Here is a 13,241-nt window from a genome sequence, read left to right as displayed (position 1 = left end):
TATTTTTTTAAAGACATAGACAACTATGTTTTTTTGTGATACAATTTTTTAGAAAAATTGATTTAGACAAATTATTTAATTACCAATTTCCATATCTGTTCCCTCTTTTTCATTTCAAGTTAACAGATTCTTTAAAATAAATTAAATTTATTTAAAATAAAAATGTAAATCCTATACTTGTAGTATGTTGAATATCATTACCTAATTTATTTACTGTATATTTAGTGTTTATAGCTAATCTTTCATTGATTATATAGTCTAATCCTGCAACTAATCCTATATAATTTTTATCCAACTCTTCCATTAATGGAGTTGATTTTATATTTTCTAAATAATTGAACATATATTCTCCACCAATATAACTTTTAAAATCATAAAAGCTCATATTATATGTCATTCCAAGTCCTATATTACCCATGAATCCACTATCTTTTTTTATTTCAGTATTCATATCTTGTCCTTTACCAAAGTAATAAAATCCAGCTCCTGCCGTTAAATAAACATCAGCAAAAGTATTCTCTGAAATATCAATTATTCTTCCTGTTTGTGTAGATAAGTTTATTAGATAATCTTCTGTTTCTATTGCTTTATACTTATTAGAATAATAATTAGCTGTCATTAAATATGAACTATAACTATCAAATAGCATAAAACCATCTGTATCTTTATATCCTAATTGGAATCCTACTATATCACTTTCTATATCTTTCTTCTTACTAGTAATACCAGTTATTTTTAAAGCTATATCTGGATTTAAATTAGTAAAAACTCCAATTCCTTTTTCATCATAATGCTCTTTATCTCCAAATAAATAATCTAAAGTTACTTTCCTATCATAATAATCTAAAAATCCCTCTTCATCTGTTAATTTTTCAAGATATATTGAGTTTTCTTTCAACTGATAGTGCATATCGCTTTCTAAGTTTCTTAATGTTAAAGTTTTAGTATTTGCTTGTGCTATTTGCGTTAATATTATAATTGCTCCCAATAGTAGTATTTTCTTCATTTTCTTTCAGCTCCTTCTTTAATTCTCTAACTATTTTTCTTGTATTTTCAAATAAGTAAACTTCTTTAGCTTTATACTTAATAAATTTTTTATTGATTGTCCCGTAATATCTCCCATCAAAAGAGTTATTAGTATCTCCTAGTAAAAAAAACTCATTTTCTTTAGGTTGTACTCTTCGAGCTGGAATTAATTGCCTTCCAATACTATCTTTTAAAGGAATTTCTCTCACTATTCTATTATTTATATAAAGCTTATTATCTATTACTTCTACTTTATCCTTAGAAGTTGCTCCTATTTTCTTTATTAAATAATGTATATCATCATTAATATATCCTCTTTTAGTCATATATTCTCTTATATCTTTAGGTATATCTATCAGTACTGTATCTCCAATTTTTAAATCTTCTTCTATTTTTATTTTCTTATATATTCCCATTGGGATAGATGGAGATACATTTATAGTATAATTTTCTCTGAAATATAATATTCCTATGGTTATTACAATAATTATTTTTATTAATATCCTAATACTCTTCATATGATACCTGCTTGTATTCTTGCCATTTTTTATTAAACTCATCAGTAATTACAACTTCTTTTAATATTTCTTTACATTTATTTTGTTCATCTGGAGTAGAAGCTCCTACATAGGCTAATTCCAATTCATTTAGATTTAATCTAAAGAGTTTTCCTCCTTTTTGCGACTTGTAATAATAATCTCTCTTCATTTTTCCATTTTTTATTATATGAAGTTCTGTATCATTCAATCCAAATTCTTTATATATATCTTTAAACAAATCAGAACTTAAAGCTTCTTTATTAGGAAGATACACTTTTGTTAAACAAGACTCAAATATTGCCTCTTTAATTGAAGATTTAACTATATCTGATAATTGTTGTGTAGCAAAAACTACTGAAACATTTTTCTTTCTCAATGTTTTTAACCACTCTAACATTTTTGAAGAAAAAATTCCATTTTGTAACATCAACCAACATTCATCTAATACCAAAAGTGTTTTTTTCCCATTAAACATTTCTATTTCTAGTTTATGAAATAAATAACTTAACATTGGTTGCATAATCTTTGTATTAAATAAAGCTCCCATTTCAAAAACTTGCCAAGTATTTACTGCATTAAAATCATCATAATTATTATCAAAATATCTTCCATATACTCCATTATCTCCATTTGTATATCTTTCTAAGATATTTCTAATGTCTTTATTTTGTTCTTGTAATAATAATTGAGTAATTGTTCTATCTTCTTTATCCATACTAGCAACTAATTTTAAACTTTGAAGTAAGGATTTTTTATGTTCTGATTGAATCTCCAATCCTTCTGCGACTAAAATATCAAGTAGCCAATCATATGCCCATTCTAATTCTCTTTCATCATCTATATTTTTTAAAGGTTGAAAAGCTATTTGGTCCACTCCTATATCAAAGAATTTCCCCCCAACTCCTGCTGTTAAAACCCTAGAAGATGAGTCTTTATCAAATATAATAACTTGATTATCCTTATATTTTCTCCATTGATAAGCTAATGTTGCTAATAAAACAGATTTTCCTGCTCCAGTTGGTCCGAGTATTAAAGTATGCCCTATATCTCCTATATGTAAATTAAACTTAAAACTACTCCCTAATCCACTTTCTGCATATAAAAGAGCTTCTTGATTAAAATGTTTATTTATCTTATCTCCGTCCCAATCAGCTCCTAAAGGAATTAAATCTATATAATTTCCAGTATGTAATATTGGACGTCTAATATTATATTCAACATTTCCTGCTAATGTAGATACAAATACTTCTAATGAATTTACTTTCTCTTGAACTGTTGTAAACCCTAATTTATTAATTTCTTTTTCAATTAGCTTCATATCATCTTCTAATTTTCTTTTATCTTCATTAATTAGAGTTAAAACAAAGGTATAATATCCTGATTTTACTGCTCCATTTTCTATATCTAATACATAGTTATTACATTCTTCTTCTCTTAATTCTTTTTCTCTTGACTCTTCAGCATGGACTTCTAATTTACGCTCTAATATTCCTGCTAATATTCCTTTCTTTTCATTATGAAAATGTTTTGCCCTATCTTTACCTTCTACAACAGCTTTATTATCATCTTGAAATATAAATCTCATAGTCCATTTATATTCAATACTTAATTTATTTATAATATCAAACATTCCTGTCCATGTTTCATCTGGATAAGATAGTAATGATATTAAACCTACATAATGAGTTCCATTTAATTTTAATGTTTCTCCAACTGTAATAGTTGTATCAGAGATATAACTATCCAATTCTACCAAGTCCCCCATACTTTTTACATAGTGGTCTTTTAAACTACATGAGCTATGTAAAAAAGTAAGCATTTCATCTATATTCATATCTTCAATTTGTGAAACAAAATCCTTTAATCCTAATTTTATATCATCAACTGTTTTTAAAAATTTTTCTTCCTCTAAGTTATATATTTCTATATCTTTTTTTTCTTTATATATTAAGTTATTCAACTTACTTTGCTTTTTATTTGGCAAAAAATAAGTAATTATTAAATAATATTCACTTTCAAAATAAATTCCACTCATTACTTTCTTTTTTCTTATATTATCCATTTGTTGTAATAATTTCTCTTTGAAAGTACTATTAGGATATTCGGTTACTCTTTTTCTTCTTGCCTCTACTTGTAATACATATCCTTCATCTAATCTTTTCAGAATATTATTAATATTTGCTCTTAAATAATCAAGTTCTGCTGGAGTTGAACTCTCATAATCAAATCCCTTGAATCTTAAAATTTTCATTATTGAATTATTCTTATTTTGAATTAATTGAGATTTACTATTTGGAGTTCCCCATACTGTATAATCTATCAATCTATCTTTATTTTCTGGGTCATATTCTTTCTCCATTTTTATATAAAAAGCAATACTTGTTAGAAGAATTACTATTATAATGATTTCCATAAAGCCTCCTAATAACTAATGTATTTCTTTAAACTTCTTCTTATGAAGTTTTCAAGCATTTTGCTATCTTTTTTATTAATTGTCCTTAAAATGAAATATATTAATAAAAAAGGAATTAGTATATAAATATTATTAAATACTGCAACAGAAATAATTCCTGCCATACATAATGAATAAAATATATTTCTAGGTAATCCTCTTACAGTTTTATCTATTGTCATACCTCGATAAAGTGGCATTTTAGTATTCATATTTGCCTCCTATTTTCTTTTATAAATTGTTTTTAGTTCATACATATGAGTTGTAGGATTATAACCATCTAGTTCTACTATTTCATCTAAATATCTTTTATAATTTTCCATTTTTAATGTAATTAAAATGTTTATTCCTAATACTATAAATTCACTCATAGGTTTTTGACAAGCTAGTTGATTATACATTTCAAGTTTTTTCAATCCTCCTTGTCCATCATTAGCATGAATAGTACTTAGTCCTCCAGAGTGTCCAGAGTTAAATGCTCCAAGTAAATCATAACTTTCTGCTCCTCTAACCTCCCCAAAGATAATTCTTTCTGGAGATAATCTCATACAAGATTTTAAAGCTTCTGTTGAGCTAAAAACACCTTCAGTTATTGTTATTCTATCTACATTTTGAGCTTTTGTTTGTAATTCTTCTACTTCCTCTACTATAATTAGTCTTTCATTCAGGCTATCCATTATCCCTAAAAGAGCATTAGCAAAGGTAGTTTTCCCTGTATCTGTTCCACCTACTATTAGAATATTTTTTTTATCTTTTACTGCTTGAATAAAATAATCATATTGTTCTTGAGTAATAAATTTATCTTTTAAATAATCTTCTAATCTTTTAGTTACTGGAATTTTTTTTCTAATGTTAAATTTAGGATTAGCAACAACTGGAGGTATTAATCCTTCAAGTCTTGCTTTTTTATATTTCTCTTCATCTGTTAATTTATAAATTAGTTCTGCTGATAATCTTGGGTTTTCTTCATTTAAAGATAATTCATTTAAAGTTGCCAATATTTTTAATATATTCATAGTCTTATTATTATCAGCTAATTTATTAGTATCTATAAATCCTTCTCCAAGTTTCTTTATCCAGACTTTCCTGTCTGTATTTATCATTATTTCAGTAATCGTATCATCACTTAAATAATCATATATCTCTAAATCTTTAAATATTTTTATAATTGTCTTATTTGCAACATCTATTCTACTGTTGTTCACTTTCTATTACCTCTTTTTCTATTAAAATAGGTTTTCCTGATTTAGATAGTTTTATTATTTTCTTTCCTTCCTCTATTAAACCTTCTATTTCACTGTCTGACATAGCTTCTATATATTTTGCTAATCCACTAAATAAAAATGGATTTAAGACAGCTTTCTCGCCATCATAGGCTAAATTAAATGCTAAAATATTATTATTATTTCTTTTTCTTTCTTCTTTCTTTTCTAATTCCTTAATTTCTTGTTGAGCTTGTTTTTTCTGCTCTTCAATTTTTAGCAACTGTTCTCTTTTTATTTCTAACTTTGTTTTTCTTTGTACTTCATTCATTCTATTCTTTCTCCTTTATTAATCAAAATTCCATGAGTTTTTAGCTTTTTCCATAGCTTTTATAATATCTTTTTCCCCTTCATTTTCATTAAATATTTCTAAATTCTCCTCTTCATATTTTGCTTCTTTTTCTACTTTTACTTCTTTTCCTTGATATGTAGGTGGTGCATAGTTTTCTTTATCTCTAAAAGCTCTATCGTCATAGTAAAATATTTTTTCTCCCATTATAAATGGAAATCCTACAATCCTAATGAAGATTTTCTCATATGGTAAATTTGAAATCTGTGCTGGAGTCATTAAAGGACTTGCTACAATAGAAGTACTATAACTTCTCTCTACATCTATTCCTTTTCTACTACTTGTTTTTATAATTTCAGTTTTATTTCCTAACATCTTAGATAGCATTTCTGGAGTATCTTCATCATTAGGTGTCATAAAGACTTTTATACCCATATTCTCCATAATAGAGCTATCTTTACCATATATTGCTCTTAATTGCTTAATAGATTGACAAATCAACATCATTTTAATTCCATATCCAGCAACATAAGCTACTGCCTCTTCTATTATTGATAATTTCCCCAAAACAGGGAACTCATCTATTAAAAATAATATTCTATTTTTAGATTTACTAACAAAAATAAAATTTTCTATTTTCTTTTTTACTCTTCCTAAAGTTCTCTCTAAAAATGTTTTTTCTTTATGATTGAACTTCATTCTTGGTGTTAATTGATATACTCCTAAAGAATATATTAATCTAGTTAATGGACGTGTCATCTTTTGTGCTGATGGAGGAGTAACTAAATATAAACTTGTCTTTTTCTCTTTTAATTCTTTTATAGTAAAAGAAGATGTTTGAGTATTAGCTCTTATTTTGGGATCTAAAAATATTCCTAACTTAGATTGAGCAACTGCCATAGTACTTCCCCTTGTTTTGCTTGGTGTTCTATAATATTGCCCAAAAAAACGTTCTACAATAGGGTGTAATTTTTGATTAGTTCCATATATTTTTAAAAATGTATCATCTTGTACATGTTCAAATGTATTCTCTGTTATCTCATCATTTCCATCTTCATCAGTAATTATACCTAAAATTTCCTTTATATCTTCATCAAAAGTAGTTCTTGATAAAAAATCTATTACATCTGATAAACTTGCATTATTTTTAATATACTTTAAATGAAGAACAACTGCTTTCACTATATTAATAGCTGACTCTATCCAATATGGGTCGCTCTTAGTTAGCCCATCATCAAGTAAGGTTTGAACTATTAAAGTAACATCTTCTAGTTCATTTTTAGTCTTTAATCTTATTTCGTCTAAAGGATTAAATGTCCAAGTTGGCTCTTCAGAAGTAGGATCAAACATCATTACATTTTGCTTTAATACCTTTGCTCTATATCCTGAAGTTTTTTCCCAACATTCTCCTTTAATATCATTTACTATTACTGAATCCTCCCAATCAAAAAGAGTGGTTAATACATTATTTATACCTTTACCCATTCTAGTAGAAGCCATAATAATTATATGGAAAACATCTATACTTCTTAATATTTTCCCTTTCAATTTCCCTAAAACTACACCTTTTTTATTTTTCAATTTCATTTTTTTTACTTCTTCTCTATTTGCAAATCTGGCATTTCCATATACATCTTTATTTTTTTCCCTCACATTCAAGGCTAAGAACAAACACATAGGTGCTGTTCCTAATAAAACAATGTTATAAAACATGTAACTTGAAAATGTTTTTTTCTTTAAATTCTTATTTATCTTGAAAAAATTTACTGGATTATATAACTTTATATTTTTTACATTTCCAATTTCTTGAATTGTATATATAGGTTTCCCATATATTTTAGGATATCCAATATCTCTTGGATATTTTTGTGTTACAAATATAAAAATTAGTAGAAATAATATAAAATATTTTTTCATTATTACCACCTATTCTTTATTACTTGGTAATTGAGGAACATTATTTGCTAATGTTTCAGTTGCTGTTTTTGAAGATTTCCTATTTTTATAAGCTCCCCAAACTTTCTGTCCTGCTGTTTTTAAACCAGCTCCTAGACCTCCTCCAACTGCTCCAGCTATTCCTCCTGCTATCGCTCCTACTGTTACTGGATTTGCTCCTCCTGTGGCTGGTGTCCCACTAAACATTCCTCCTACCATTTCTGGCACTTTATAATTAATATATACAAGTCCTGCCAATGAAGCTACATAACTTATCCCACCTAAAAAATCTGATATTTCCAAAACTTTATTTAAGTATAAAACTGTAAAATTAGTTACTACTGTTAAAACAAATATTTTTATATTTTGAGAAAAAATTATAGGATATACTTTATTTCCCCAATCTGAAGTTTTTGCCCAAACTGATAGTGGAAGAAAAATAATTGCTATATTTACTACTAAAGCATACTCTAAATATGCTAAAAATATCTGTATTGCAAATAAAGATAATATAATTATTCCAAAAAGCCATAGAAAAAAATATCCTAAAGTTTCAAATGATATTCCTTGCATTAAATCCCATATTTTATCAATTTCTATGTACCCATTTTTTAAAATAGCTGATGGCAATCCTGCTATATCTTTCATTGGCATTCCTGTCGCTTTATTTGCTAACCATATCATGCTACTATTCATGCTATCTCGTATTTCAGTATAATTAATAGCAAAAAAATATAACCAACAATATAACTTTAAATTATCTTTAATAACTGATAATACATCTGTATATTTTTCTTTCCAACCAAGTTGGTAAACCACTTCTATCATCATAAAAAGTGGTATAAAAGCTATAACTATATCTGTAAGTCTAGTAGGAATCTTTCCTAATTCTCTAACTAACTCATCTAAAATGGTTGTTAAATCCATTGTTCCTCCTTATTTTTTGCAAATAAAAAAGCTATATCAATTATTTATAATCAATATAGCTCTCTCTAATTTATTTTATTTTGCAGGGGACAAATCTGTCCCTTGCAACTTATAACTCAAGATCTTCTTCTTTATCTTTAGATTTTCTTATTACTTTTTTCTTTTGAGAAACATTCATTTTTTCTAATTTTATTTCTCTATCAATAAGTAATTTTTTAAAAAATGAATAAAGATACTCATAATTACTATTAATTCCCTTAGAAATGTTAGTATAATTTGATAAAACCAAGGCATTTCTAAAATATATAGAGTTTTCTTTAAACAATTCATTATTCACATCATATCCTTTTGTTCTAAGATATTTTTCTATGAATACTGCTGTTGTTCTAGTATTTCCTTCTCTAAATGGGTGTGTTTGCCAAATAGCTGATGTAAATTTTGCTATTCTTTGAACTTGTTGTTCTTGAGATAGTTTAGTATAATCTTTTGATTTTTCTTCTTCAAAATCATATTTTAAATAATCTAAAATATCAAAATGATTAGCATAAGTTACTGTATCTCCATCTAATATTGGCTCTTTTTTAGTTATGTTTATTTCTCTAAACTTTCCAGCCCAACCTTCTAATTCTCCTTCAAATATATTCTCAAAAAGCCTTCTATGAATGCTCTTTAAATAAATTGGACTAAAAGTAAAGCTTCCATCTTCTAAGATTTCTGCTATTCTTGTAGATACTATGTCACATTCTTTATTATCTTTAATCTCTTGTTTAGTAATATCTTGTAATTTATAATAATTATGTAATTTAGTTTCTATCTCTGAATAGGTTGTTTTTCCCTCCAATGAATCATTTATAAGTTCTTTTAAATATTTTGAAGGTTTTAATCCGTCAACTTCATTTAAACCTATTGCCATTTCCCAATTTTCTTGTTTTATTTTTTTATTTTTTTCATATTCAACTACATTATAAGTGCTTTTTTCCATATTTATCCTTCTAAATCCTCTTGACTAACTATATCTCCTTCATCTACTATTCCAAATCTTTCTTTTATTTCTTCAGGAGATAATCTTTCTAATTCTTCTTGCTCTTTTATATATTTTTTCAACTCTTGATATCCTTTTACAATAGGATTATCTAAATTTTTAGGATTATTTAAAAATTCATTAAGTTCATCAAAATTTTTTAATCCTAAATCCTCCATCAATCTTGTTAAACCTGAACTCATAATTTATTTTCTCCCTAAAATTTTACCTTCTGATATTTTCCTACACCTCTTGATTTATTTAAACTTTCTTTTGATATTACTTCTTTCCATTCTTTTAATTCCTCTCTTGCTTTTCCACTATCTGCTTTTTCTTTTAACTCTTGTAATATCTTATCTAATTCTGCTTTTGCTTCCTTATTTCCTTCAAATATTGCTTTTTTTGCTATCTCTTGTTTTTTTTCTAATGGTGTTAATTCTACTCCTCCACAACTTGCTAGTAATCCTACTAAAAATGTCATTAATAATAACTTTTTCATTATTTCCTCCTAAAAATATTCTTTTTTATATTTCCCTATACCTCTTGATTTATATAATCTTTCTTTATTAATTTCCTCAAAAGTTATTTCTTGTTGCTTTTCAAGTGCTTTCATTCTTACATCTTCAGCCATCAACATTTCAAGTCTTGATAGTTTATTAGACATATCTTCATTTACAGATTTAATAGCTTGTTGTGTTTGAAGGTTTCCTGAAAGATTTGATGTTCCAGTTGTAAATGTATTTAATCTAGTTCTTTCTCTTTCCATATTTTCATTAGACTTATTAGCAAGTTTTATACTTGTTAATAAGTTATTATTTATCTGCTTAACTACTCTTGTAGCTTCTCTATCAAGTTGTTCGTGATTTAAATTCTTATACTCATCAAAGTTAAGAAATAAATCATTATAGTTAGCTTCAAATGTCTTAGTATTACGTATAATAGAATCAGTATTGTCATAAATACTCTTTAAATCAAGTACTGTTTGAACTAATGCCTGATTTTCTTCTCCTATTATTCCTGCTCCTATACTTGCAAGGTTAGTTGCGTCATTTTGGAGCTGTTGTATTTGATTTTGAGTATGTAATATATTCTCTACTAAAGTTTTATACATCTGAATTTCTTGTTGTATTGCAACTTGATATTGTTGCATATTAGCCTGATGGTTTGCTGGGTCATAGACAGTTAAACCATAAGCTTTACTCCCTATTAATATTATACTACATAATAAAGCATATCTCAATCTTTTTAGTATCATACTTTCTCCTCCTTATTTTACAATTTTAGCATTAACTAATCAAGTATTTCAATATTATCAACATATACAGGCTTTAATAACCTAGTATTAGTTTTTGCTTGTAATACATTAATTTTAAACCTTCCAGTCCATAAATCTTTATCTGAAAAATCAAATTTTGTTTTTTTAGGAGCATAAAATCCATTTTTATCTCTATAAACTACTATCTTAATAACTTTTCTATCATCAACTAAAAATATTAGCCATAAACAATTATCTCCCCATATTTTCAATAAAAGCTCTCCTATAAAATTTTCATTTTTGTAATAAGTAGGAATAAAATCTATTTCCTTAAAAAGAGAACTTGGAAATGCTCTTAACTTATCATTTTTTCCTTTATTCCTTAAAATAAATACATTTTCTAATATATCTTCATTATTAAGTACAAGTTCATCATTATTTTTATAAGATATAATTGTTTCTAAAATTCCTTTATTAAAATATCTTTTTTGACAAATTTGTCCATCTGGAAGATAATTTATTATTTCTCCATCATATTCATTATTTATATATTTACCTCTCTCTTTAAGGTTGCTGTTCTTATAGTATCTTCTAAAAGTTCCATCTGTATTTATAATATCCATCTATTCCACTCCTTTATAGTGGGAGTACCCACACCCCCCTTGGTCTTGATGAAAGAAAAAATCTAAAGATTTTTCTTTCATACAAGCCCCCTATTATTTTTAAAGTTCTAATTCTTCTTTTTCTTTACTTTTAATTATTTTTTTCTTCACTATTGGACTTTCATTTATTACTTTTCCCTTTTCATATACTTTTTTTACTCCATGCCCTTTTTCATCATATTCAAGCCAAGTTCCATCTTCTAAAAATTTTTTTAATTCTCCTTTAGATTTTAGCTTTCCATTTTTATAATATGTTATAAATGTTCCTTCTAAGTAATTCCTTTCATAAGTTCCTTCTGCTTCTAATTGTCCATTATCATACCATTTTCTGTATCTTCCCTCTTGAACTCCTTTAATATAATTTTCCTCAACTCTTATTTGTCCATTTTCATAATATGATTTCCATATTCCTACTTTTTTATCTTCTTTATTATAACCTTCCTTTTTAATAGAACCATCAGGATAATATGCTGTAAATTTTCCATTCATTTTCCCAGCTTCATATTCAATTTCAACATAAGGATTTCCATTATCCCAATAAGATTTATATTTCCCATCTATTTTTCCATTGCTATACCAAATATCTTTACTTACTTTTTCATTTTCATATTTAATATAATGCCCATGAAGTTCATCATTTTTATAATTTGCTTCCAATCTTAGTTTCCCATTATTATCCCATTCTTTATATAAACCATTACGTTCATCATAATCATTTACATAGTATTCTCTAACTAAAATATCATTTCTATATTCTGTTATTTTATTTAAATTCATAGTTCTAATTCCTCCTCTTTCCTTTTTATAATTTTTTTACCTTTTTTAGTATCTAATATTTTAGTTTTCTCTGCTACTTTTTCCATTTTTATGGAAGGAGTATTTCTCAAAGGATTTTCTATCATACCTTCTTCTTTAAAACTAAAAATAGAGCCTTTTCCTATAATATAATGGTCTGTAAATCTTTTTTCTAATAATGTTGAAAGTTCTTCTACTGCTTCTGTTAAACTAATATCATTTCTTGATGGTCTTAAATTTCCAGAAGGGTGGTTATGAAGTATTTCAATTCCTTTTATATCTTCTCTTAATAAAATTCCTGTTATTAATCTTAAATCTACTTGTGAATTATCTATTTTTCCTATAAAAAGATTTGTTATATCTTTTATATTATTATTGTTATCATACAAGATAATTCCAAAATTTTCTTGAGATAAACCACTATAAGCTTTTATTAATATCTCTTTTATTTTTTCTCTATCATCTAATAAATTTAATTCTCTTAGTTCTTTCTTAGCAATATAATTCATAAACTCTTTATACTCATCAGTATCAGTAAAAGTTGTACTTTCATTTGATAAAAAATTTCTTTTTGTATCTTGAGGTTTATATTCTCCATAGTTGTCATAGTTATTAGTAATTATTTGAATTGTATGACTTGTGTAACCTACCATACTTTCTAGTTTTTCTGATAATTCTTCCATTCTTTGTAAGGGATTATTATAAAGATTAGATAATTTTTTATATGTAATATCTGGAAGATTAGCTGTCATAATAAAACTAGTTGCTTTATTATCATAAATTTCTTTCAAAATATTTTTTATATTACAAGTGTCATAATCAAAATTTTTATACTTTCTTATCTGTCCACTTGCATTTAGCATTATTATTTGAAGTTCATTTTTAGCTGGAGCATAAGCATTTAAAAACTCAACTAAATCACTTTTATTTTTAATCCAGTCTTGAGTATTTTTAGCTTTTAAAAAATCAAAATATTTAAACAATTCTTGAACTTCTTCATCATTATTTTTATATTTTTGGTAAAGTTCTTCCTTTGAAGAACAATTAAAGTATTCATAAAAACTACTCTTCATATGTT

At 26.0% G+C, this 13,241-nt stretch carries 15 protein-coding genes; all 15 read right to left on the bottom strand.

Annotated features, from left to right (window positions below):
* Positions 1 to 151: 151 nt before the first annotated feature.
* Positions 152 to 1,006: a hypothetical protein gene (locus IAA47_08295; protein ID MBU3842960.1), complete on the bottom strand. Its 855-nt coding sequence runs from the start codon at positions 1,004 to 1,006 to the stop codon at positions 152 to 154.
* Positions 942 to 1,544, bottom strand: a complete 603-nt coding sequence (locus IAA47_08290; GenBank protein ID MBU3842959.1) for a S26 family signal peptidase — start codon at positions 1,542 to 1,544, stop codon at positions 942 to 944. The genes IAA47_08295 and IAA47_08290 overlap by 65 nt, the downstream gene beginning before the upstream one ends.
* Positions 1,531 to 3,978, bottom strand: a complete 2,448-nt coding sequence (locus IAA47_08285; protein ID MBU3842958.1) for a conjugal transfer protein TrbE — start codon at positions 3,976 to 3,978, stop codon at positions 1,531 to 1,533. The genes IAA47_08290 and IAA47_08285 overlap by 14 nt, the downstream gene beginning before the upstream one ends.
* 8 nt (positions 3,979 to 3,986) lie before the next feature.
* The gene (locus IAA47_08280; GenBank protein MBU3842957.1) at positions 3,987 to 4,229 is read right to left on the bottom strand and encodes a VirB3 family type IV secretion system protein; all 243 of its coding nucleotides are present in this window, start codon (positions 4,227 to 4,229) and stop codon (positions 3,987 to 3,989) included.
* A gap of 9 nt (positions 4,230 to 4,238) precedes the next feature.
* The gene (tadA, locus tag IAA47_08275; protein MBU3842956.1) at positions 4,239 to 5,120 is read right to left on the bottom strand and encodes a Flp pilus assembly complex ATPase component TadA; all 882 of its coding nucleotides are present in this window, start codon (positions 5,118 to 5,120) and stop codon (positions 4,239 to 4,241) included.
* 88 nt (positions 5,121 to 5,208) lie between these two features.
* Positions 5,209 to 5,550, bottom strand: coding sequence for a hypothetical protein (locus tag IAA47_08270; protein MBU3842955.1), 342 nt, complete (start codon positions 5,548 to 5,550; stop codon positions 5,209 to 5,211).
* 18 nt (positions 5,551 to 5,568) lie between these two features.
* Positions 5,569 to 7,485 (bottom strand): type IV secretory system conjugative DNA transfer family protein, encoded by a 1,917-nt coding sequence (locus IAA47_08265; protein MBU3842954.1) that lies wholly within the window; start codon positions 7,483 to 7,485, stop codon positions 5,569 to 5,571.
* A gap of 9 nt (positions 7,486 to 7,494) precedes the next feature.
* The gene (locus IAA47_08260; protein MBU3842953.1) at positions 7,495 to 8,430 is read right to left on the bottom strand and encodes a type IV secretion system protein; all 936 of its coding nucleotides are present in this window, start codon (positions 8,428 to 8,430) and stop codon (positions 7,495 to 7,497) included.
* A gap of 109 nt (positions 8,431 to 8,539) precedes the next feature.
* Positions 8,540 to 9,412, bottom strand: coding sequence for a Fic family protein (locus IAA47_08255; GenBank protein MBU3842952.1), 873 nt, complete (start codon positions 9,410 to 9,412; stop codon positions 8,540 to 8,542).
* 2 nt (positions 9,413 to 9,414) lie between these two features.
* Positions 9,415 to 9,654: a hypothetical protein gene (locus tag IAA47_08250; GenBank protein ID MBU3842951.1), complete on the bottom strand. Its 240-nt coding sequence runs from the start codon at positions 9,652 to 9,654 to the stop codon at positions 9,415 to 9,417.
* Between the two features lie 14 nt (positions 9,655 to 9,668).
* Positions 9,669 to 9,950: a hypothetical protein gene (locus IAA47_08245; GenBank protein ID MBU3842950.1), complete on the bottom strand. Its 282-nt coding sequence runs from the start codon at positions 9,948 to 9,950 to the stop codon at positions 9,669 to 9,671.
* A gap of 9 nt (positions 9,951 to 9,959) precedes the next feature.
* Positions 9,960 to 10,706: a hypothetical protein gene (locus IAA47_08240; protein MBU3842949.1), complete on the bottom strand. Its 747-nt coding sequence runs from the start codon at positions 10,704 to 10,706 to the stop codon at positions 9,960 to 9,962.
* Positions 10,707 to 10,741: 35 nt separating this feature from the next.
* Positions 10,742 to 11,329, bottom strand: a complete 588-nt coding sequence (locus IAA47_08235; GenBank protein ID MBU3842948.1) for a hypothetical protein — start codon at positions 11,327 to 11,329, stop codon at positions 10,742 to 10,744.
* 99 nt (positions 11,330 to 11,428) lie between these two features.
* A complete protein-coding gene (locus IAA47_08230) occupies positions 11,429 to 12,145 on the bottom strand; it encodes a hypothetical protein (protein ID MBU3842947.1) in 717 nt (238 codons plus the stop codon).
* On the bottom strand, positions 12,142 to 13,236 hold the full coding sequence (locus IAA47_08225) for a hypothetical protein (GenBank protein MBU3842946.1): 1,095 nt from the start codon (positions 13,234 to 13,236) through the stop codon (positions 12,142 to 12,144). Before IAA47_08225 ends, IAA47_08230 begins: the two co-directional genes overlap by 4 nt.
* Positions 13,237 to 13,241 lie beyond the last annotated feature (5 nt).

Source organism: Candidatus Fusobacterium pullicola (assembly GCA_018883725.1).
GTDB lineage: Bacteria > Fusobacteriota > Fusobacteriia > Fusobacteriales > Fusobacteriaceae > Fusobacterium_A > Fusobacterium_A pullicola.
The sequence above is the reverse complement of the archived record's forward strand: the minus strand, read 5'-3'. Positions and strand labels throughout refer to the sequence as shown.